Raw genomic sequence first — 22,513 nt, 5'->3', positions numbered from 1 at the left:
GGCACGCCCGGCCGATGTGACGGCCGGACATCCGCCCGATTCGGGCGAGGTTTCGATGGTCCAGATTTTAACCAGATCGTTCACGGCGGCACACCCTGGCTGAACGGGATATTGGTGTCGCGCCTAGTGCAAACCCGAAAATCGTTCGATAATCGCACACAACTGAACGATAATCGCGCACTGTGACCGATCGGCCAATTGCCGCCGTGCGGCGCGCGCCCTATTCTCCGTTCACCCATCGACTTCAATGCAGCATCGGACGCGGCGCCGCCACGCTTCCACGATGCGCCGTGCCAGGAGACACCACCATGACCACAACCTTCGCCACCCTCGACGCCGCTGCCGGCGCCCGCGCACGCAGCCAGGCCCGCAAGGCCGCGATCGGCAGCTTCGTCGGCGCCGTCGTCGACTGGTACGACTTCCTGCTGTACGGGATCGTCGCCGCACTCGTCTTCAATTCCGAATTCTTCCCGAAGGTCAGCCCGACCATGGGCACGCTCGCGGCTTTCGCGACCTTCGGCGTCGGCTTCCTGTTCCGCCCGCTCGGCGGTGTCGTGTTCGGCCATTACGGCGACCGGCTCGGCCGCAAGCGGATGCTCGTGCTGACCGTGATGCTGATGGGGCTGTCGACCGTCGCGATCGGCCTGCTGCCGACCTTCGCGTCGATCGGCTGGTGGGCGCCCGTGTTGCTGGTGCTGATGCGCGCGCTGCAAGGCTTCGCGGTGGGCGGCGAATGGGGCGGCGCGGCGCTGATGGCCGTCGAAAGCGCACCGAAGCAAAAAAAGGCGTTCTACAGCAGCGGCGTGCAGGTCGGCTACGGCGTCGGGCTCGTGCTCGCGACGGGCATCGTGTCGATCCTGAGCCATACCCTCGGCGAAGCCGCGTTCAAGGCCTGGGCCTGGCGCCTGCCGTTCGTGTTCAGCATCGTGCTGGTGCTGATCGGGCTGTGGGTCCGCAAGAGCATGGACGAGTCGCAGGAGTTCGTCGAGAAGGTCGAGCACGGCAACCGCAAGCTCCGCCTGCCGGTGCTGGAGGCACTGACGCGCCATCCGAAGGCGTTCCTGCTGATCGTCGCGCTGCGGCTCGCCGAGCTGTTCACGATGTATATCGTCACCGCGTTCGCGCTCAGCTATTCCACGTCGAACCTCGGCATGTCACGCGACCTGTTCCTGAACATCGGCCTGCTGGTCGGTGCGGTGAGCTGCGTAACGATCCCGTGCTTCGCGTGGCTCGCCGACCGCTTCGGCCTGCGCCGCATCTACCTGATCGGCGCGGTGATCGGCCTCGCGTCGGCGGTGCCGTTCTTCGTCGCGCTGGAATCGCGCTCGATCGCGTGGATCGTGGTCTTCTCGATCCTGCTGGCGAATGCCGCGCACGACATGGTCGTGAGCGTCCAGCAGCCGCTGTTCACCGAACTGTTCGGCGCCGAATACCGCTACAGCGGCGCGGGCGTCGGCTATCAGTTCGCGAGCGTCGTCGGTGGCGGGTTCACGCCGTTCATCGCGGTGGCGCTGGTAAGCGTGGCCGGCGGTTCGTGGCACCTCGTCGCGGGCTATCTCGCGGTGGGCTGCCTGATCTCGCTGGTGGTCGCCGCGCGGATGCGGGCGGCGCAGTGAGGCTATGACCGAATGGCCGGCCGCGATCCGCGCCGGCCATTTCCGCACCGACTGCCATCTCCGACCGGGCAAGGGAATCGCGCCCCGCCCAACGTCAAACACGGTCAATCCCGCGGGCAGAAGCCCCTTTTCCCCTCTGAACATTCCACGCCACCCGCCGACCAATGGCATCATATGGGCCTACGTCAGTCACAGATACGCCCCCATATCATGTCGAATCTCATCGTCCACGGCGGCACTCCGCTGCGCGGGGACATCAAGCCGTCCGCGAACAAGAACGCCGTCCTGCCGATTCTGTGCGCCACCCTGTTGACCGATCAGCCGCTGCGCCTCGTCGGCGTGCCGGACATCACCGACGTGCGCAAGATCCTCGACATCTTCCGCACGCTCGGCAGCGACGTGTCGGTCGACTTCACGACAGGCATTCTCGATCTCCACCATCGCAACACGACGTTCGACCCGGCCGTTCACCGCCTGCCCGAGGCGATGCGCTCGTCGATCATGCTGATTCCGCCGCTGCTCGCGCGCTTCGGTGTCGCGCGTCTCGAGAACGACGTGAAGGGCTGCACGCTCGGCGTGCGCGAAATCGATCCGCACGTCGAAGTGTTCGAGCGCTTCGGCGCGCACATCCAGCGCACGCCCGATTCGCTGATCGTCCGTGCCGACGGCCCGCTGACGGCCAACGATCACTGGCTCGACTACGCATCGGTGACGACCACCGAAAACTTCGCGCTGTGCGCGACGGCGGCAGGCGGCACGTCGACGCTGATGAATGCGGCCTCCGAGCCGCATGTGCAGGAGTTCTGCCAGTTCCTCGCGATGATCGGCGTCGCGATCGAAGGCATCGGCACGTCGCGCCTGTGCGTGACGGGCGGCGGCAAGCTCGGCGGCGGCGAATTCCGCTTCGCCGAGGATTTCCACGAAATCGCGACGTTCCTCGCGCTGGGTGCGATCACGGGCGGCGACATCACCGTGCGCAACTCGTCGCCGGAGCATTTCCCGCTGATCGACCGCACGTTCGCGAAGTTCGGCGTGCACGTCACGCACCGCGATGGCTGGTCGCGCGCGGAACGCGACGGCCCGCTGCGCGTGCGGCGGCCGTTCACGCAGAACATCCTGACCAAGGTCGAAGCCGCGCCCTGGCCGTACCTGCCGGTCGACCTGCTGCCGATCTTCATCGCGCTCGGCGTGCGTGCGGAAGGCAGCGCGATGTTCTGGAACAAGGTCTACGACGGCGCGCTCGGCTGGTCCGGCGAACTGTCGAAGTTCGGCGCGCACGTGCTGCTGTCCGACCCGCACCGGCTGATCACGTTCGGCGGGCTGCAGCTGACGCCAGCGCGCGTCGAGAGCCCGTACATCATCCGCGTCGCGATCGCGCTGCTGATGGTGGCCGCGAGCATCGAAGGCCGCTCGGAAATCATGAACGCGCTGCCGATCCGGCGCGCGCACCCGCATTTCGTCGAAAATCTGCGTTCGGTCGGTGCGAACGTCGAGTGGACGAGCAGCGAGTAACGTCGATCCGGATGCGGCGTGGACGATGTCCGCGCCGCGTATCCTGTCCGCCCCGCATTCATCGGCCCCCCGGACAATCCGCCGGTCCGCCCCGACCAATCAGTGTCGCCGCCACCAGCTCCAACCGGCCGTACCGTCGGCGCCCGGTACATTCCCCCTCCTCGTCACCCATCGCCCGTCCGTTCATTGCTTTCGCACGATTTTGGATCTGCGCGATAATCGCCCATTCCCGCGCGAACACCGCGCGCCCACCCGTGCGCCACCGACGATGAAAAAGCCCGACCTCGACCGACGCGACTGGATTGCCGGCCTCGAAAAGGGCCTGATGATCCTCGAAGCGTTCGACAGCCAGCATGCACGAATGACGCCCACCCAGGCGGCTGCCCGCACCGGTCTCACGCGCACGGCCGCGCGACGCTACCTGCTGACGCTCGAATCGCTCGGCTACGTGTACACCGACGGCAAGCTGTACGGCCTCACGCCGCGCGTGCTGCGGGTCGGCTGGTCGTACTTCGACTCGGCGCGCCTGCCGCGCACGGTCCAGCCGTATCTGCAGCAACTGAGCGCGTCGCTGAACGAATCGGCGTACGTGAGCGTGCTCGATGGCTGGGAGCTCGTGTTCATCGCCCGCAACGGCGTGTCGCGCGTGATGACGACCGGCTTCGTGCTCGGCGCGCGCGTGCCCGCCCCGCTGACGTCGCCGGGCGTCGTGCTGCTCGCGCATCATCCGGATCGCGAGGCCGTCCGCGCGTGGCTCGACGACACCGAGCTCGCACCGTTTACGCCACACACGATCACCAACAAGGCACGCCTGCTCGAACAGGTCGATCACGCGCGCGACGCGGGCTTCGCGGTCATCGAACAGCAACTGCAGGTCGGCGTGCGCGGCATCGCGGTGCCGCTGAAGAACCGACACGGCGAAGTCGTCGCCGCGCTGAGCACGAACATGCCGATCGGTGCCGAGTCGACCGACGCGGCCGTGCGGCGCGTGCTGCCGCATCTGCAGGAAGCCGCCCTCGCGATGCTGAACGTGCTTTAGGGATTCATGCAAGCGGGCGCACGACGCCCGTCCGGCAGATCACCCGATCTGCCACCACCGCGGCAACAGATCGCGCACCTCGCGCCGCCGGTAACGATCGTCGATCAGATGCACGACGCCCTCGTCGTGTTCGGTGCGGATGACGCGTCCGGCCGCCTGCACGACCTTCTGCAAACCCGGGTACAGATACATGTAGTCGTATCCGTTGCCGAAACGCGCATCCATCGCGCGCCGCATCTGTTCGTTGACATCGTTGACCTGCGGCAGCCCGAGCGTCGCGATGAACGCGCCGATCAGCCGCTCGCCGACGAGATCCACGCCCTCCGAGAACGCCCCGCCCAGCACGGCGAAGCCGACCCCGCGCCCGCTCGCGTCGAAGCGTGCGAGAAATGCGTCGCGCTCGCTTTCGGCCATGCCGGGCGCCTGGGCCCACACGGGCACGTCCGGGTGGCGCGTCTGCATCAGCGCGACGACGCGCCCGAGATAGTCGAAGCTGCTGAGAAAACCGAGGTAGTTGCCGGGCCGCGTCGCATACTGCGCGGCGATCAGGTCCACGATCGGTTCGAGCGAACGGTCGCGGTCGCGCCAGCGCGTCGACACGTGGCTCGCGACGCGCACGGTCAGTTGTTCGGCGCGGAACGGCCCGTCGACGTCGAGCCAGCCCGTGTCGGCCGGCAGTCCGAGCGTGTCACGATAAAAATGAAACGGGCTCAGTGTGCCGGAAAACAGCACGGTCGCGCGCGCGGCTTCGTAACGCGACGCGAGAAAGCCGGCCGGAATCACGTTGCGCACGCACAGCGTCGACTGGATGCGGCGCCGGCGCGCGGCTGGCGCGACGCCGTCGAGCCCGGACTGGCGCGACAACGGCTCGCCGTGCAGCGTCGCGTCGAAGATCGACGCGCCGTCGAACGCGTCGGCGAGCACACCGAACTGGATCGCCTCGAAATGAAAGCGCAACAGCGCGTCGCCGTTCGCACGCGGCGCATCGGTCAGGTGTTCGCCGATCGCCGCGACGAGGTTCTGCACGGCCGTCACGATCGGGCCGGGAATCTCCGGATACGCCGCGTAGCGCTCGGCCTGTGCGCGATTGAGCGTGCCCCACGCGCGCGCGAGCCGGTCGAACGCCTTGCGCAGAGCCGCCGGCGCGGCCTCGCGCGCGGCCGCGAACGCGAACGGGTCGAGCGATGCGCTGTACATCTTGCGGGCGCGATCGAGCAAGTTGTGCGCCTCGTCGACGAGCACGCCGACACGCCACTGGTTCTGCTGCGCGAGCGTATGCAGCATCGCGCTGCCGTCGTAGTAGTAGTTGTAGTCGCCGATCATCATGTCCGACCAGCGCGCAAGCTCCTGCGCGAGGTAGTACGGACAGACGTCGTGTGCGAGGGCCGCCTCGCGCACGGTGTCGCGATCGAGCAGCCCGGTGGCGATCGCCGCGTCGCGCGCCGCCGGCAGCCGGTCGTAAAAGCCTTGCGCGAGCGGGCACGATTCGCCGTGACACGCGCGGTCCGGATGCTCGCACGCCTTGTCGCGCGCGACGAGTTCCAGCACGCGCAGCGGCAGCGCCGGCGTGCCGGCGCCCAGCGTGGTCGCCGCTTCGAGCGCGAGCGCCCGGCCAGGCGTCTTCGCGGTCAGGAAGAACACGTGATCGAGCTCGCCCTCGCCGCATGCCTTCAGCAGCGGGAACACCGTGCCGAGCGTCTTGCCGATGCCGGTCGGCGCCTGCGCCATCAGGCAGCGTTCGTCGCGCGCCGCCCGATAGACGGATACGGCCAGCTCGCGCTGACCGCTGCGGAATTGCCCGTGCGGAAACGTCAGCGCACGCAGCGCCGCGTCGCGAGCCGCGCGATGCGCGGTCTCGCGCTCGGCCCAGCCGACGAAGCACGCGCACTGCTCGGCGAAGAACGCGGCGAGCGCGCTTGCGCCGAGCGTCTCCGTCAGCACGGTCTCGCGCTCCGATACGATGTCGAAATACACGAGCGCGACGTCGATTTCCGCGAGGCCCCGTGCGTCGCACATCAGGTGCGCATAGACCTTCGCCTGCGCCCAGTGCAGCGCGCGATGGTTGGCCGGCATCGCGTCGAGGCTGCCGCGATAGGTCTTGATCTCCTCGAGCCGGTTCGCGACGGGATCGTAGCCGTCCGCGCGCCCGCGCACGGTCAGCGTGCCCCACGTGCCGGTCAGCGCGATCTCGGTTTCATAGCGTGCGCCGCGCTTCGACGTGACGGCGCCGTGACCGGCGATGCCTTCGAGCGCGGTCGGCGCGGGCGTGAAGCGCAAGTCGAGATCGCCGCGCCGCGCGGTGAACTCGCACATCGCCCGCACCGCGACGACATAGCTCATGCGGACAACCCCGCCGCTTCGTCCTGCCGGACGCCCTCGCCCGCGCCCGCCCATTCGACATCGACGACGCGCACCGGCATGGCATGCGCGATGCAGTACGCGAGCCAGCGCGTCTGGTTGTCCTGCAGCCGGTCGCCGGGGCCCTTCACCTCGATCAGTTCATAGCGCCGCTCGCCGGGCCAGAAACGGACCAGGTCGGGCAGCCCCGAGCGGTTGCCGCGGATATCCGAGAGCAGGCGTGTGAACCACAGCCGCAGGTGCTCGGGCGGCAGGCATGCCAGCGCCTCGTCGAGCAGTTCGTCGGTCAGCACGCCCCAGAACACGAACGGCGATTGCAACCCCATCTTCGTGGCGTAGTGCCGGCGGATCGTGTCGCGGTACGCGCCCGAATCGAGTTGCGCGAAACAGCCGGCGAAGGCGGCGGTGCGGCGTACCGCGAAATCGGGTGCGTGCAGGTCGGCCGGGCCGCGCTGGAACGGGTGAAAGAACGCGCCGGGCACGGCCGCGAACACGGGCTCCCAGCACAGCAACCCGAACAACGAATTGATCAGCGTGTTCTCGACGTAGTGAACCGGCGCGTCGGGCCGTGCAAGGTGGTCGCGCACCGCGTATTCGACGCTGACGAACGCGTCGGGGCGCGCAAGCACGAGCGTCTCGCGCGGCACGTCAGGCGCGCTGCCCGCGCGTTCAACCCGCTGCCCGAGACGGCGCTGCAGGCGCGGCAGCATCCGCTCGACGCGCTGACGCTCCTCGTCGCTTTCGAAGGCGCTGCGCGCCTCGAGCGCCAGCGCGAGCGCATCGTCGTCGCGTCCGCAGCGTTCGAGCACGCGAATGCGCCGGTGCCGGCTGCCCGGCCACGCGCTGCGCGCATACGCGTCCAGCGCGGCGGTCCAGTCGGCGCGGCGCTCGCAGGTCTGCCCGAGCGTGAACAGCAGCTTCGCGCGGCGCGTCGCGAGCCACGGCTGCACGCAGCCGACCGCGTCGATCGCCTGCAGCAGAGCGTCGAACGGCAGGTCGTCGGGCCACGCATCGAGTGCTTCGCGGCAGGTCTGCAGCGCAAGATACGTCTCGATGTCGTCGCGCTGCTGGAACGCGCGAGACGACGGCGCGAACGGCACGCTTTCGTACTGGAACACGCCGAGATCGGCGAGCACGAATTCGCTCCAGTCCTGATGAAGATTGCCGAAGAACATCAGTCGCAGCCGGTCGCACAGCGCGCCGACCGTCACGCGCAGCACGCGATCGTCGGTCTGCGCGCACCAGGCGTCGAGCGGCTGCGCCACGTCGTGCGCGGGCCGCAACCGCTCGAGCCAGTCGGGCTTGCGCTCGCCCGCGTGCGCGCCGAGCGACGGGAACACCTTCAGGAGATCGGCCTTGGTCGACAGCGCGAACAGCTCGTCGAGCGTGAGCGCGGGCGCCGGATCGACCCAGCCGAGCTCGACGAGTGGCGTGGCCGCGTCGAGCGTGCTGCCGATCTCGTCATACACCAGCTTGCTCGCACGGAAGTCGGACCCGCTGCGCATCAGCATGCGCACGAGCAACGCGCGCGACACTTTTGGCAACTGTGCGAAATCCCGAAGAAACGCGTGTTCGCGCGCATCGAGCAGGTCGTCGTAACGCTCGCCGAGCCAGGCCAGCGCGCGTTCGAAATTGGTCAGGTAGTAAAACGCCGGGGGCGTCGGCGATGCAGGCGTCACGGGGATCGATCACTGTACGTTTGTACAGGTCGGAATCATATCAAATGTGACGAAAAATGCTGCATGCCGCGGCCCCTTCCGGCCGCCTTTCCGGCGCCGATCCGATCAGAACTGGTAATTCACCGACATGTCGAACACGCCGTTCGTCGACTGCTGCGTGATCGGGCTGCGCCTTGCGCGGCCGACGAGCTGTTCGATCGCGCCGTCCATGGTCACGAACCAGTGCTTGTTGACGAACCAGACCATCGTCACGCCGGCGCCGAACGACTTCATCCCCGCGCCCGACGAATAGGTCGGCAGCCCCGAACGCGCGGACGCACCCGGGTTCACGCCGAACCAGCTGTTCATGTAGCGCGAATCGGCGAACGACACCGTCGGCCCGGCGAACCAGAAGAAGTGCTCGTTGCTGCCCGGCATCGGCATGTACGCGGAGAAATCGCCGATCCAGCCGTTCGAGCCGCCGATGCTGCGCCGAACATCGGCGCGCAGCACGAGCGGAAAATCCTTCGAGATCACGTAATCGGCCGCGAGCTTCATCACCGGCGCCGCGTTGATGTTGTCGAGCCCGTTCAGGTGGTCGAGGTCGTCGGCCGAGCGGCGCCCGAGGTCATAGCCCACCGACAGGCTCACGCGCCAGTTGGGCCCGCGCAGCACGTTCGCGCCGAGCCCCTCGCCCGTCGACAGGAAGAACAGGTCGCGATAGCGCACGTCCACATTCGGGCCGCCCATCACGCGGTAGCGATCGGAACCCGCGTAGCGCGGCTGGAGCGTCATCGCCGCGCCCACGCTGACCTGCCACGTCGGAACTGTCGGGCTGAACAGCTTCTGCAGCGGGACGCCTGCCGAGTATTGCCATTCGCCGAGCGGCGAAGGCGTCTGCGCCGACGCGTCGCGGGCACCTGCCGCCGCCAGCACGGCGAAGGCCGACAGGCCGGACACGACCCGGCGGATGCCGGGCGACAACAACGGGCGGGCAACGGTCATCAAGGCGATCTCCGTCGGTTGCACGAAACGAACCTAAGGGAAAGCGCGTCGCATCCCGATCGGCTGCAACGGCAGGCAGCCGACGGCGCGAACGTAGCGTGCGCTGAATTGTCATCATCCTACGCGACGCGCGGCGAAGCCGCAAAGCGCCCGTTGAGCACGGGCACTTTGCCGATTTCCGGCATGAACCGGTGCAGGATTGCGGAATCAGAAACGCTCGACGTAATAGTCGCCGGCCAGCGCGGCCGGACTGCGCTTCGCCATCATGCGCGAGAAGCCGTCGGCGAGACGCCCGAGCGCGAGCTGCTTCTGGCTCGCGTCCCAGTGCGTGTAGGTGTCGTAGGCGGTGTCGTCGAACGACACGGTGACCGCGACCGGGTGCCCGCTCGCGCGAAAGCCGATATGCAGCACGCCGCCCGGCAACTCCTCGATGTGATAGCGCAGCGAACGCGACTCGAAATAACGGCCCAGCACCTGGGCGATCGCGCGCTTGTCGGGCGATTGCACGTGAATGTCCATGATGGTCCTCCTTTCAGTGTTCGCGCGGCCGGCCGTGGTTGGCTGTGCCCGCCCGGCATTCGCATCGGCGGCGGCTGCGATGGCGGATCGCCTAGCGGCTGCCCCGGGGGCACGGGCGGATCGAACGGATCGTCGTGCTCGGGCAGCGCCGGGTCGGGATCGACGTCGGGCGTCGGCTCGGGACGGTGCAGCATGGATTGCGTGCTCATGTCACTCCTGCGCGGCGGCTCGCGCGTGTCGATTGGCGTGGCGAGCACGCGCAACGGATGTGCCTGCCCGGCGGGGCCGCCGCGCATGTGTCGAACCGTTCGCGCACATCACGGAAATCGCCGCTACACACGCTCGCGTCGTAACGTATCCTTTCCCTGGGTTCAATCATCACGATGTCCTCTCGTCCATACCGGCTGCGGGCAGCCCGAATGGTCGCCCGCCCGGCCGCCTCGACGACTGCAAGCGTCATGCCGCCCGCGCCGCGCGGGCACGGCGCTTGCGATCCTCGTACCCGTAAGGAGGTTCGATCATGACCGCATCCGCCCCCGGCAGCCGCAACGCCGTGTCACCGGCTGCCGGCCCGCTCCCGCTGGCCACGTCGCGCAAGCCGTCCGAAGACAAGACGGAGGAACGCATCGACGAAGGGCTCGAGGAGACGTTCCCGGCAAGCGATCCGCCCGCCGTCGGCGGCGCAACCCGCATCGACCCCGCCAGGCCGTCAGGCGAGCGCGAACGTCGCGCGCCCGACGCCCCGCCACCGCCCCGCGATCACGGCTGACGGCGGCACCCGGCCCGCGATGCGCGGCAGCGCGGCAACGGGCCGGCTCAACCGGAGCGAACCGATGAAACGCATTGAACGTGCATGGCACGAAGTCAGCGGTGCCGCGGGCGTCGCGGCGCTGGCCGCGATCGAGAGCGCGCTGGTGCTCGCCATCGTCGTGATGACGGGCGTCGGCCACTGAGCGCAGTGCGCGGCCCGGCCACGGCTGCCGCCGTGGAAGATGTACAACCCGGCTGGCAAATTTCTCCGTGGCACGGCCGCGCAGGTCCGGCACCTGTCGATTGAACGCGGCACGCGTCCTGCTCCCGCATCGTCTCGCTCACGAAGGAGGCGTTCATGTATCGCGTCAATGAAATCATGTCGCGCGACGTGGTGTGCGTCGCGCCCACCGACACGATTCGCCATGCGGCCGAATTGATGCAGCGCTTCGACATCGGCGTGCTGCCGGTGTGCGACGGCACCGGGCTCGTCGCGATCGTGACGGACCGCGACCTCGCGGTACGCGCGCTGTCGCACGGGCATCCGCCCGATACCCCCGTGAAAATGGTCGCATCGGCGCCGGTGCAGTGGTGCGTCGAGGACGACGGCGTCGGCGACGTGCAGCAGCGGATGGCCGACATACAGCTGCACCGGATGCCGGTGCTCGACGCCAACCACCAGATCGTCGGCATGGTGTCGCTCGGCGACATCGCGACGCGCGCGGGCGGCCCGGCACGCGACGAGTTGGCGAATACGCTCGAGGACGTGTCCCTGCCGCGCCGCCGCTGAGCGCCCCCCATCCGTGCAGCCCGCGCGCCGTATGCGCCGTGCCGCTTCGACCAGGAGAAAAGCGATGACAACGGACAGACCGTCGCGCACACAGGCGCGCATTGTCGGCGACCGCGGCCGTTCGGCCGGCGGGCCGGGGCCGGACGTGATGGCCGCCGGCACGCTGGAAAACGATCGCGTGCTGACGATGGACGGCGACGACATCGGCAAGGTCACGAACATCATGCTCGACGTCCACTCGGGCCGGATCGCGTACGCGGTCGTGTCGTCGGGCGGATTTGCCGGGATCGGCGACAAGCTGCTCGCGGTGCCGTGGAACGTGCTGACGCTCGACGTCGAGCGCCGCTGCTTCGTGCTGCCCGTTCCGACCGAACGGGTGCGCGACGCACCGGGCTTCGAGAAGGACCGCTGGCCGGCGATGGCCGATCCCGCGTGGGCCGAGGCGCTGCACGCGCACTACGGCGCGTCGCCGTACTGGCTGATCGAGGAAGGCGAGACGGCGCTCGACTCGCCGCCATACGAGGCGTCTCCGAACGGCCCGGAGAGCGGCACGCGACGCCACTGACCGACGCGACAGACGCGCGCGGCCGCCGTGCGGATCAGTGCGCGGCCGCGATCGAACGCTCGAGCGCGCGCGCGGCGCGCAGGTGCGCCTTCAGCGTCGACAGCGTGTCTGCCGCGAACGCGCGAAGCTGCGGGTCGTGACCGTTGCGCGCTTCGGCTTCGTAGAGCCTGATCGCCGCCTCGTGCGCGTTCGGTCCCGCCAGCGCGATGTAACCCTTGTCGAATGCGTCGCCACGCATGGTTCGCAGGGTCGTCAGCCCCGGATCGACCAGCATGCGCGTCTGCACGGGCAGGCCCTTTTGCGCGCCGAGCCGGCGCAATTCCGCGGCCATGCGAACCTGATCGTCCACCATCCGGCGCGCGAAGGCCTTCACGTCCGGATTCGACGACCGATCGAGCGCGAGCTGGCTCGCCTCCAGCGCCGTCTTGCCGACGATGCCTGCCTTGTCGACGAATTCCGCATCGATGCCGTTCGGCCGCCGCGTCATGTCCGCCTCGTCGGCGGTCTCGCCGGGACGGACGACGCCCGGCGCGACATGAACGGACGATGCTGGCGGCGCCTGCGCATGCGCCGGCGTGAATGCCGACGTGCAGAACGCGGCGAACACGCCCGATACCAGCAAGCAGCCATTTCCGGCGAACGGGATCCGCACGATCAGCGGCATGCGCCCGGAGCGCGCCGGCTTGCCTCCCGGGTCGTCGCGCTGCGTGTTGTTCGATCTCTTCATCGCGCCTCCTGGCGGGTGTTGCGGAGGCCGTCGGGCGTCAGCGGTGCCGTCCGGCGGCCGCCACGTCGACGATCACGCTGGCCAGTGTCGGCATGTCGACCGGCTTGCCGAGAAACGCGTCGAAGCCGGCGGCCATCACGCGGTTCCGGTCCGCGCCCGCGTGTGCCGTTACCGCGACGACGGGCAGAAGCCCGTCGGCGTTCGGCAAATGGCGGATGTGGTCGAGCAGCCAGAAGCCGTCGCCGTCCGGCATCGCGAGATCGGACAGCACGACGCTCGGGTGCTGCCGCGCGACCGCGTCGAGCGCGTCGCGCCCCGATTGCGCGGTCGACACCTGGGCACCCAGCGTTGCGAGCGCCGCCGCAAGACTCTCGCGCGACGTCGCATCGTCGTCGACCACCAGCACGCGCTGGCCGTCGAGCGCCACCGCCGTCGACGCCCCGCTCGGCCGTGTGGGCTGGCCGATCAGATCGTCCGCGCGCCAGTCCACCGGCAGCATGACGGTCACGGTCGTGCCACGCCCGACGCCTTCGCTCGCGGCCGCCACCTCGCCGCCGTGCAGCCGCGCGATGTTGCGCACGATCGACAGGCCGAGCCCGAGGCCGCGTTTCGGCGACGCGGACGCGCCTTCCGGCCGGTTGAACGTATCGAACAGATGCGGCAGGCGATCCGCGGAAATGCCCTGCCCCGTATCGGCGACCGACAGCCGCACGCGCGCGCCGGCCCGGGTCAGCGACACTTTGACGTGGCCGCCCGGCAGCGTGAACTTGATCGCGTTCGACAGCAGGTTCGACAGCACCTGACGAATGCGCTCGCCGTCCGCGTAGATCACGCAGTTGGACATCGCGCACGCGGTCGACAGTTCGAGTCCGTTCGCCTCCGCGCTCGCGTCCAGCTCGCGCACTGCCTCGTTCACGGCGCGCACCAGGTCGACGGGCGTGCGTTCGAGCCGCATCCGGCCCGTCGCGAACGATGACGCGTCGAGCAGGTCGCCGACCATCCGCGACAGCGACCGCGCGCTCCGATCGATCGCGTCGATCGCCTGATGCGCCAAGCCCTGGGCGTCGGCGCTGCGCAGCACCTCGACCCAGCCGTAGATCACGTTCAGCGGCGTGCGCAATTCATGCGACACGGTCGCCAGCAGTTCGTCCTTCAACCGGTTCGATTCGTCGGCCTGCACGCGCGCGTCGCGCACGCCGCGCAGCGAGCACAGTTCGCGCCGCTCGTCGCGGCGTTCGTGCGCCTCGCGCAGCGTCATCGACAGGCCGGTGCAGTTGCCTTGCGCGTCGACGATCGGCGCTGCCGCGAAGGTCGCGCGAAAGCGGCCACCGTCGCGACGTACACACAGGATGTCGAGTGGGCCGGTGGGCGCGCGCGCGTTCGCGAACGACGCAGGAACGGGATGCAGCCGCAGCCAGCGCGGCGCGATCAACGTCGTGACGTCGTGTCCGATCACCGCCGCGACGTCGATGCCGAAGAGGCGCCGCGCCGCCGGGTTCCAGCTCGTGATCCGCCGTGCGGCATCGACGCCGACGATCGCGTCGGGCGATGCGTCGACCACGCGGCGCAGCAGGATGTCGTCGAGTGCGAGCGGCGCGCGCGCCGGTTCGCGGCTCGCCGGGCGCGCGTCATCGTCTTCGGCATCGTCGGCTCCGCGCAGCCGGTCGTTCGCGAGCAGCGGCTTGACGGCCAGCACGAGCATGCATTCGACGAAACCAATCGCAACGAAGACGCCGGCCCGCGTCAGCAGCGCGAGCAGCGGCACATCGCGCCACCACAACGCGCCGATCACGGCCGCGCTCGCGGCAGTCGCGGCCAGACCGCCGCCGAACGACGTCAGCCAGGCCGCGGCCGCGACACCGACGTAGAAAGGCAGCGGTGCAAACGGTTCACGCATGCCGACGGCGTGAATCGCCCACACTTGCAGCGCGGACGCCAGCCCGACGGCCAGCACGACCCATGCGCCCTGCCGAAACAGCTCGCGGGTAAAGGTTTTCATCGTTTCCCTGCATCGCCCTGCGACCGTCGCTCGACGGTATACCCTCGAGCGGACCGGGCGAGCCTACGAGCCTTCGCAACACGCGTACCCGCCGCATGGCGCCTGGCGACTTCGCGGCAAAGCCGGGGGTTGCACGTGCCGTCGCGCCGCGTCGCTCAACCGCCTGTCGCGTTTGCGGAGAACGCGATGGCAGGCGTGTTTCGATTTTTCATACCTCGGCTGTAAAAAAGCACCATGGGGCGGCATCGGCCGCCGCCTGTCGGCATCGTGCCCCAGCGATCGCATATTTCTTCCGTCGTCGCACCCGACATTGGAAATTTCTAAATCGCGGCACCTTCCGTGCGGTTTCGCTGTCGATGATAGATATTGCAAAGAACGGAGTGCGCGGTGCCGATTTTCAAAACGGCCCGCTGAACGCCTATGGTCGACTCTGCAAACCGTCCGAAGCCACGCGCCGACGCGCGCCGGCTGTCCGGCCACTCCGCGGCGATGCGCACGCTGCTCGGCCGTATCGAGAAAATCGCTCCGACCCGCGCCAGCGTGATGATTGCCGGCGAAAGCGGGGTCGGCAAGGATATCGTCGCGCGGCGACTGCACGATCTGAGCGCGCGATGCGACGGGCCATTCGTCCCCGTCAACTGCGGCGCGATTCCGGCGGACATCGCCGAAGCGCAATTGTTCGGTCACGAGAAAGGCAGCTTCACCGGCGCGATCGCGCAACGCGAAGGGTTCTTCGAAGCCGCGTTCGGCGGCACGCTGCTGCTCGACGAGATCGCGGAGATGCCCGCGTCGCTGCAGGTGAAGCTGCTGCGCGCGCTCGAATCGAACACGATCGTGCGGGTCGGCGGCACCGAGTCGATTCCACTCGACGTGCGCATCGTGTCGGCGACCCGTCACAATCCCGCCGAAGCCGTGCGCGACGGCCGGCTGCGCGAGGACCTGTTCTACCGTCTCGCCGCGTTCGCGCTGTACGTGCCGCCGCTGCGCCAGCGCAACGGCGACGTCGAGGCGATCGCGCACGAGCTTGTCGATGCGCTCAACGTGCGGCACCACTCGCACAAGCGCCTGACCGACGCGGCGATCGCCGCGCTGCGTGCGTATTCGTGGCCAGGAAACGTGCGCGAGCTGCACAACACGATCGAGCGCGCGTACATCCTCGCGGACGACGGCATCGACGTCGCGCTGCCCAAGCCGACGATGTTGCCCGACCATACGTCGGACGATGCGATGGCGCTGCCGCTCGGCGCGACGCTGCACCACGCGCAGCAGCGTTTCATCGCGGCGACGCTACGGCACTTCGACGGCAACAAGCCGCAAGCGGCGAAAGCGCTCGGCATCAGCCTGAAAACGCTCTACAACCGGCTGGCGCTGATGCGCGACGGCGGCCACGGCTGAGCGTCGCCGCGCGCGTGGCGCGCAGCGATCCGGCCCGCATCACGCGATGCAGGTCACGCGACCTTGAACTGCCCGACCGTCGTCGCAAGCGCGTTCGCCTGCGTCTGCAGCGCGGTCGCCGCAGCGGTCGACTGCTCGACGAGCGCCGCGTTCTGCTGCACCATTTCGTCGAGTTGCGTGACCGCGCGGTTCACTTCCTGGATGCCGCGCGTCTGCTCGTTCGCCGCGTGCGTGATCTCGGAGATGATCGTCGTTACATTGGCGACGTTCGACACGATTTCACGCATCGTGTCGCCGGCCTGGCGCACCTGTCCCGACCCGGCCGACACGCTCGCCACCGTCGACTCGACCAGCACCTTCACCTCGCGCGCGGCCTGCGCGCTGCGTTGCGCGAGACTGCGCACTTCCTGCGCGACGACCGCGAAACCGCGCCCCTGCTCGCCGGCACGCGCGGCTTCCACCGCCGCGTTCAGCGCGAGGATGTTGGTCTGGAACGCGATCCCGTCGATCACGCCGATGATGTCGCCGATCCGGCCCGACGCTTCCTCGATCTTCCCCATCGTCGACACCACGTCCGACACGACCACGCCGCCGTGCGACGCGATGCGCGACGCGGCGGCCGCCCGTTCGTCGGCCTGGCTGGCAGCGGCCGCCGACTGGCCGACCGTCGCGGTGATCTCTTCCATCGATGCAGCCGTTTCCTCGAGGCTCGCCGCCGCCGATTCGGTCCGCGACGACAGGTCCTGGTTGCCCGCGGCGATTTCGTTCGCGGCGGTGCGCACCGATTCGCTCGCGTCGCGGATCTGCCGCATCACGTCGTTCAGTTTGTCGACGAAGCTGTTGAACGAGCGCGCGATGTCGGCGACTTCGTCGCGGCCTTCGGCCGGCAGGCGCTGCGTCAGGTCGCCGGTGCCCGAGCCGATCGACGCCATCGCCTGGCGCACCTGCGACAGCCGGCGGAACGCGGTTGCCGTGATCGCGCCGACGATCAGCGACGCGACGCCCACGATCACCACCAGCGTGATCAGCGACGCTGTCAGCAGCGAGCGCATCCCTGCCGTCGCTTCCGATTTGTCGAGCAGGACCAGCGCGTACCAGTCGGTGCCCGGCACGGCCTGCGCGCGCACCAGCTTCGCGTCGCCACCCACGTGCACTTCGACCGGCGCGGCGGCCGCGGCGAGCGACGCGGCGCCCATGCCGCCGAGGTCGGGCGACACGTCGGCGACCGGCTTCAGCGTGAGCTTCGCGTCCGGATGCGCGACGACGTGGCCGCTGCTGTCGATCAACATCCCGAAGCTCGCGGGCGTCGGGTGGATCGACTTCACGTTCGCGATCACGCTGTCCATCGCGACGTCGGCCGCGACGACCCCCTTCAGCGCGCCGTCGCGCAGGATCGGGACCGCGAACGTGACGACCAGGTTGCCGGTTCCCGCATCGACGTACGGCGGCGTGACGACCGGCTTGCCGGCCTGTGCGGCCTGCTTGTACCACGGGCGGCCGGTCGGATCGTAGTCGGGCGGGATGCCGGTGGGGTCGGAGAAACGGAACACCTTGTCCGCATAGCCCGCGTAGACGTTCGTGAAGCCGCCGGCCGCGGCCATCTGCTTGAAGACCGGCAGCGGATCGGGCGACAGCGCCGCGTCCTGCAGCGACGCGATCATCCGGCTTCGGGTCGCGACCCAGTCGCCGATGCCGACCACGTGGCCGCTGGCAACGGATCTCAGGTTGCGGTCGATCGCATCTTCGTTGTACGTGCGTGCGATGAAGTAATTGATCAGCGTGGTGGCGACGAGCGCGAATACGACGATGGCGACGCACGCTGCAAGAATGCGGGTGCGGAGGGACGAGAGCATGGCAACGACTCGGTAAGGGAGCGCGAACGCCCGGTGGACGAATTCACCGGGTAAACGGCATTCGCGCCGCTAACTTGAGGCCGTTGTGTCGATTCGATGAAACGTATGACGCAAAACGCCGGCGGCCGCGGGGGCGTTGGCGGCACGCTTGCGCGCAGCGGTTGCCGATACGGCATGCCTGCGCGTCGGCGTCGGTCGGCAGTCGGCCGCGGTCCCGGCGTCGATGGCGCTGGCCGCGGCGGGCCTCCTTACAGACGCCGACTGGTACTCGCATCCGGCTCCCGGTTCGGCGTACTGGCTGGCGTGTCGCGCTCGAGTTCGTCCTGTCTGCGCATCCGTTCGCGCAGGTGGCGGATCGCGAACACGTGGATGTAGTCGTGCACGCGGGCATCGGACGACAACGCCCGCACTTCGTCGTCGAGCATCGTGCGCAACTGGTCGGCGCCGATCGCGCGCTCTTCGGCGACGGCCTTCAAAGCATCAAGCAGATTGTCCTGTGACATCGACGAGCTCCTGACGGTCGAGGAACGAAAGGAAGATGAGCCTACCGGAAGATTAAAGACTGGACAGCCGCCCGGCGTGCGATGCGCCGAAGCGTGTTTGCGCGCGATCAACGGCACGTCGCGTGCCGCCGCGCCGATCCGTCGCTGGATCGGCTCGTGCGCAGGATTCGCGGCGCGCGTGGCCCGCGAATGACTGGAAGGATTGCCCACGCCCCCCGAGGCGCGGCACCGCCGATCGCGCGTACGACGAACCGTCGCGCGACGCCGATGCATCGGGAAACTTAGACCGGCCGAAATCCCGCGTCAAGCGATGATCACCGGCCGCGATTCGTCTGTTCGAATGCACCGGGTCGGGGTGCCGCACATCGCGTGACGGCCCGCCTTGCGCCACCGCAACCGATCGTCGGCCCTGCGTGTCAGCGGATTCCGATACCGCGCGCGCAATGTCTGACAGCGACTTCAGCCCGCGCCGATTGGCAACGCGGCTTGGCCGGCGGATACTGACATCATGAACCAAGCGTTCATACCCGGTCATCGCTCAGCCGGCCATCGAGCCGGCACGCGGGGTCGGGCGCAGGAGACCATCATGGCCCATCGCAACTTCCCGGCGCGGGACGGACAGCGGCGCACGCGCATGCTGTTCGCGACTGCCGCGCCGGTCGCAATCCGCCCGCCCGACGATCTCGACGCGTTGCTCGCGCTCGCGCGCGAATCGGGCTTGCTCGTCACGCTCGACGGGCAGATCGGCCGCGAGAAATACCAGAGTGTCGCGGGGTCGGTGCTCGCGCTGCAGCGCTTCGCCGCCGCCCTCTGCGCGCGGGCCGGTGCCGACGCACCGGTCGTCGTGAGGCCGCGCCGAAAGACGCGCCCCGGCTGGCCACGGTTGCGCAATCGCATGCCGGGCGGACGAGGACGGCTGCATGGCGTGCGTCGGCGCGCACGCGTATGCCGCGGCGCCCGCAGTCGGCACGACCTGCGAGCGCCTCACCGCGTGTAAAAGCCGAAAGAAGCCGAACGCAGCCGATGTGGCACGGGGGCAGCGCGATGGAGACGAAGGCTGTCACGCCAATCGGCAACGACCGCTGCGCGCCAGCACATCGCGTGTCGCCACACGCCGTTCCGCACGGCGGCATCGAGCAAAACAATACCTGCGAGGAAAGTAGTCTGCACGGGGCCAGGAAGCGGACGGGGTGAAAATCACCCCGTCCGTCGTTCCAAGGCAGCCGTCGGCTGCCTACCCTCGCGCCAGAGAGTTCGTGATCGGCTGATGCGCCACGCGCTGCGTGGCACAACTCCGGAAATCGCTTGAAGCGCGAACAACGGCGTCGGATATGCGCCCGTTCGCGCGGTTCTGCACCCGACGTGTCGAATCGCCGCGTCGCACACGGACGACGGGCAACCCGCCGCCCCGGACGTTCTGTCACCCTCTCATGCGAGGCGCACGGCGATTCTGATCCAGATCAACGAAAGTCCGCTTCGCCACCATTGCGTCGCGATTTTCATTCCGCGCCGCGCACGAGCAGCACCGGCACCTGCGCGAGATGCGCGATCCGGCGCGCCACGCTGCCGATCAGCCAGGCGGCGATGCCGCGCCGGCCGTGCGTGCCGACCACCAGCAGTTCCGCATGCCAGTGCACCGCGTCGCGCATCAGCGCATGGGCGACGTCGTCGCTGGTCGGCCGCGTTTCGACAATGCCGCGCTTGGTCGGGTTCCCCGTTGCATGGAACAGCGGGCCGATCCGTGCCAGCGCATCCTCGCCCTCCGCGCGATACGCATCCTCGAGCGCGCGCACCGGCACGAGATCCGTCAGACGAACCGCGCGATCGACGACATAGGCCGCATACAGCAGCGTCGTCGGCGCCGCGAAGCCGAGCCCGACGCGCACTGCATGCAGCGACGGCTCGCTGCCGTCCACGGCGAACATCAGGCGCTGCAGCGGTCCTTCCGACGGCCGCGTGTAGTTGGCGGGTACGATCAGCAGCGCGCAGCGTGCGCGCGAGGCCAGCGTGTCGGACACCGCGCCCTCGACGAGCCGCAACAGTCCATGGTGCGGATTGGCACCGACCACGAGCACGTCGGCGTGCGATGCCGACGTGTCGTTCGCGAGTGCATCGGCCACCGTGCCGCCCGTGACCGACGTATCGATGATCACCTGTTCGATCTCCGCGCCGCTCCCGGCGAACAGTGCCGCGATGCGCTCGAGCGTGGCCTGCGCTTCGCGCGTCATCTCCTCGCGCGCCGAGGTCAGCAGCGCGTCGACGCGCGGAATGTCGGGCAGCACGAGACGCGGATTGTCGATCGCGCAGACGATGCGCACCTGCATGCCGGGACGCAGCAGCGTGCGCATGTAGCGCGCGGCGGCCAGCGACTCCGGCGTCAGGTCGACGGCCAGCGAAATTCGAGCGAGCGGCGGGATGGTCGGGCTGGATTGCATGGCGAAGGTCTCCTGGCGGACGCGTCGTCGCGGACGACGACCGGAGCTTCGCGCGGGCGGCTGCGCGCGGCGGACGAAAGGCCGACGCGGTCGCAGGGAACGGCGGACGGCCACGCGAAGCGTGGACAAGCGATTCAAACAGCATATGTCGTCCGGCCCCCACGTGCATGATCGCGATCAATACCCGTGCGGGCCGCGATGCGCCGCCGCGCGCGTTCAGCACGCGGCGCGGCGACTTTTGCCCGGTTTGCTTACGACTTCGTCGACGCGGGCGCGCCCGCGCGGTTCGCATAGAACACCGCGTATGCGATGCCGAGCAGCACGATCCACGCCGGGCCGATCACGAGCGCGACACGCGTGTCCGGCGTGAATGCCATCAGCACGACGACCAGCGCGAGAAACCCGAGCGCAATGAACGAGCCGAGCGGATAGAACGGCACGCGGATCGGCAGGCGCGCGATCCTGTCGGCCGACAGCGTGCGGCGAAAGCGCATCTGCGCGATCAGGATCACGCACCGCGTCCAGATCGCACCGAACGTCGACACCGACGTCAGCCAGGTGAACACCTGCTGCGGCGCCGGATAGTTGAGCAGCACGCCGATCAGCAGCAGCGCGACCGACACGGCGACGCCGTACACCGGCACACCGTTGCGGTTCACGCGACCGAGGCTGGCCGGCGCCTGGCCCTGCTGCGCGAAAGTGTGAAATCGGAGGCGAAATCGGGATGTGCGCGGAATCCCGCGCACGATTTACTTCGACAACGTCGCCCGCACCGTGTATTCGCCTGCGAGCGCCGTATGCTCCGGCCGCACGAAATACCTCGATGAATCGAGATCGGCCGGCAGCGGCTCGACCGGATAGCCGTGCTTCTCCCACGCGTCGAGCCCGCCCTTCAGCGCCTTGATGTTGTGAAGCATCTTCTTGCGCTGCATCTTCGCGATCAGACGCTTCGCCGTTGCCTCGTTCGGGCACACGCAATACACGACGATCGGCCGCTTCAGCAGCTCCGGATCCAGCAGGTCCGGCGAATCGAGATCGACCGGCACCGCGCCGGCGATCCGATACGGCTCGCGTTCGCGAATCGCGCGCGGCCGCGCATCGAAGATCAGCGGCGGCTCGTTCGACGTCATCATTTCGACGAGCTGCGGCGGGGAGATGCGCACCTGCGCGAGGTAGCGCCGGAATTGCACGCGGCGCACCCAGCGGTAGAGCAGGAACGTGATGAAGATCGCGAGGAACGCGTCGAGGATCGTACCGCCGCTCGCGCGCACCCACAGCACGAACTGCACGATCTGGTCATGCACGGCCGCGCCGCCGATGAGCCAGAACGCAGCCCATAGCGACGCGCCGGCCAGATCCCAGAACAGGAACACGCCGATGCCGATCGCGGTCGTGCCGAGCAGCGGCGCCGACACGAGGCCGAGGCCCGGCAGGAATTTGGAGAGGACGAGCAGCGGCGCGCCGTATCTTTCGAATACATTACGCGCGAAGCGCAGCGTCGTGTCGAGCGACAGCGAGAATCGCACGAGGCCGTTCAGCAAGCGACGGCCGCGCGTACGGCCCATGAAGAACCACAGCGAATCGGCAAGCATCGTCGCGCCGATCGCCGCCGCGAACATGCTTGTCCAGGACGCCTGCCCCATCGCCGCCATCGTACCGCCGAGAATCAGCATCGGCACGGCCGGCACCGGCACGCCGAGCTGCGTGATCAGTACGCTCGCGAACACGGCCCACGGGCCGAGCGACGAGGGAATCGCAATGGGAAAGTGCCACACGGCGGCGCTCCTGA

The 22,513-nt window shown here is 68.6% G+C and carries 17 protein-coding genes and 2 pseudogenes; 8 read left to right on the top strand and 11 right to left on the bottom strand.

Annotated elements, in window-relative coordinates; genetic code table 11:
* Nucleotides 1–308: 308 nt before the first annotated feature.
* The 3 genes from shiA to LGM71_RS13685 all read left to right on the top strand — a co-directional run bounded on the left by shiA (nt 309) and on the right by LGM71_RS13685 (nt 4,167).
* Nucleotides 309–1,616 carry a shikimate transporter gene (gene shiA, locus LGM71_RS13695; RefSeq protein WP_124623991.1) on the top strand — a complete coding sequence of 436 codons (1,308 nt, stop codon included), beginning with the start codon at nt 309–311 and terminating at the stop codon, nt 1,614–1,616.
* A gap of 210 nt (nt 1,617–1,826) precedes the next feature.
* Entirely contained in the window at nt 1,827–3,128 is a 1,302-nt protein-coding gene (locus LGM71_RS13690) for a UDP-N-acetylglucosamine 1-carboxyvinyltransferase (protein ID WP_124623989.1), read from the top strand.
* Between the two features lie 268 nt (nt 3,129–3,396).
* Nucleotides 3,397–4,167, top strand: coding sequence for an IclR family transcriptional regulator C-terminal domain-containing protein (locus tag LGM71_RS13685; protein WP_124498875.1), 771 nt, complete (start codon nt 3,397–3,399; stop codon nt 4,165–4,167).
* A 39-nt stretch (nt 4,168–4,206) separates the two neighbouring features.
* On the opposite strand, the gene LGM71_RS13680 is transcribed toward LGM71_RS13685, so the two are convergent.
* From LGM71_RS13680 to LGM71_RS13665, 4 genes are all read right to left on the bottom strand, one after another.
* The gene (locus LGM71_RS13680; protein WP_226115110.1) at nt 4,207–6,507 is read right to left on the bottom strand and encodes an ATP-dependent DNA helicase; all 2,301 of its coding nucleotides are present in this window, start codon (nt 6,505–6,507) and stop codon (nt 4,207–4,209) included.
* Nucleotides 6,504–8,204 carry a VRR-NUC domain-containing protein gene (locus LGM71_RS13675; RefSeq protein ID WP_226115109.1) on the bottom strand — a complete coding sequence of 567 codons (1,701 nt, stop codon included), beginning with the start codon at nt 8,202–8,204 and terminating at the stop codon, nt 6,504–6,506. Before LGM71_RS13675 ends, LGM71_RS13680 begins: the two co-directional genes overlap by 4 nt.
* A gap of 105 nt (nt 8,205–8,309) precedes the next feature.
* The gene (locus LGM71_RS13670; protein ID WP_124900793.1) at nt 8,310–9,188 is read right to left on the bottom strand and encodes a MipA/OmpV family protein; all 879 of its coding nucleotides are present in this window, start codon (nt 9,186–9,188) and stop codon (nt 8,310–8,312) included.
* Nucleotides 9,189–9,395: 207 nt separating this feature from the next.
* Complete coding sequence (locus tag LGM71_RS13665) at nt 9,396–9,707, bottom strand: hypothetical protein (protein ID WP_226115108.1); 312 nt, start codon at nt 9,705–9,707, stop codon at nt 9,396–9,398.
* A gap of 520 nt (nt 9,708–10,227) precedes the next feature.
* Between LGM71_RS13665 and LGM71_RS13660 the strand changes: the two genes are divergently transcribed.
* The 3 genes from LGM71_RS13660 (at nt 10,228) to LGM71_RS13650 (ending at nt 11,812) form a co-directional block, all read left to right on the top strand.
* Entirely contained in the window at nt 10,228–10,476 is a 249-nt protein-coding gene (locus LGM71_RS13660; RefSeq protein ID WP_124900792.1) for a hypothetical protein, read from the top strand.
* Between the two features lie 339 nt (nt 10,477–10,815).
* Nucleotides 10,816–11,247: a CBS domain-containing protein gene (locus tag LGM71_RS13655; RefSeq protein WP_124900791.1), complete on the top strand. Its 432-nt coding sequence runs from the start codon at nt 10,816–10,818 to the stop codon at nt 11,245–11,247.
* Between the two features lie 64 nt (nt 11,248–11,311).
* A complete protein-coding gene (locus tag LGM71_RS13650) occupies nt 11,312–11,812 on the top strand; it encodes a PRC-barrel domain-containing protein (RefSeq protein ID WP_124900790.1) in 501 nt (166 codons plus the stop codon).
* 34 nt (nt 11,813–11,846) lie between these two features.
* Here the strand turns inward: LGM71_RS13650 and LGM71_RS13645 are convergent, their stop codons facing one another.
* Complete coding sequence (locus LGM71_RS13645; protein WP_226115155.1) at nt 11,847–12,476, bottom strand: DUF4142 domain-containing protein; 630 nt, start codon at nt 12,474–12,476, stop codon at nt 11,847–11,849.
* Between the two features lie 100 nt (nt 12,477–12,576).
* A complete protein-coding gene (locus LGM71_RS13640) occupies nt 12,577–14,538 on the bottom strand; it encodes an ATP-binding protein (RefSeq protein WP_226115107.1) in 1,962 nt (653 codons plus the stop codon).
* A gap of 163 nt (nt 14,539–14,701) precedes the next feature.
* Here LGM71_RS13640 and LGM71_RS13635 point away from each other — a divergent pair.
* A pseudogene (locus LGM71_RS13635) lies at nt 14,702–15,933 on the top strand (sigma-54 interaction domain-containing protein).
* Between the two features lie 53 nt (nt 15,934–15,986).
* On the opposite strand, the gene LGM71_RS13630 reads toward LGM71_RS13635, so the two are convergent.
* Nucleotides 15,987–17,786: a methyl-accepting chemotaxis protein gene (locus tag LGM71_RS13630; protein ID WP_226115105.1), complete on the bottom strand. Its 1,800-nt coding sequence runs from the start codon at nt 17,784–17,786 to the stop codon at nt 15,987–15,989.
* Nucleotides 17,787–18,034: 248 nt separating this feature from the next.
* A complete protein-coding gene (locus LGM71_RS13625) occupies nt 18,035–18,289 on the bottom strand; it encodes a DUF3562 domain-containing protein (protein ID WP_226115104.1) in 255 nt (84 codons plus the stop codon).
* 586 nt (nt 18,290–18,875) lie between these two features.
* On the opposite strand from LGM71_RS13625, the gene LGM71_RS13620 reads away from it, so the two are divergent.
* Entirely contained in the window at nt 18,876–19,286 is a 411-nt protein-coding gene (locus tag LGM71_RS13620; RefSeq protein ID WP_124900788.1) for a hypothetical protein, read from the top strand.
* Between the two features lie 502 nt (nt 19,287–19,788).
* Here the strand turns inward: LGM71_RS13620 and LGM71_RS13615 are convergent.
* The 3 genes and pseudogenes from LGM71_RS13615 to LGM71_RS13605 all read right to left on the bottom strand — a co-directional run bounded on the left by LGM71_RS13615 (nt 19,789) and on the right by LGM71_RS13605 (nt 22,499).
* Nucleotides 19,789–20,724, bottom strand: coding sequence for a universal stress protein (locus LGM71_RS13615; protein ID WP_124623959.1), 936 nt, complete (start codon nt 20,722–20,724; stop codon nt 19,789–19,791).
* Between the two features lie 251 nt (nt 20,725–20,975).
* Nucleotides 20,976–21,428: pseudogene (locus tag LGM71_RS13610) on the bottom strand (amino acid permease); the annotation flags it as partial.
* Between the two features lie 45 nt (nt 21,429–21,473).
* On the bottom strand, nt 21,474–22,499 hold the full coding sequence (locus LGM71_RS13605; RefSeq protein WP_059599472.1) for a DedA family protein/thiosulfate sulfurtransferase GlpE: 1,026 nt from the start codon (nt 22,497–22,499) through the stop codon (nt 21,474–21,476).
* Nucleotides 22,500–22,513 lie beyond the last annotated feature (14 nt).

The sequence above is a fragment of the Burkholderia sp. AU33545 genome (assembly GCF_020419685.1).
Lineage (GTDB): Bacteria > Pseudomonadota > Gammaproteobacteria > Burkholderiales > Burkholderiaceae > Burkholderia > Burkholderia diffusa.
This window is presented reverse-complemented; position numbering and strand designations above follow the sequence as displayed.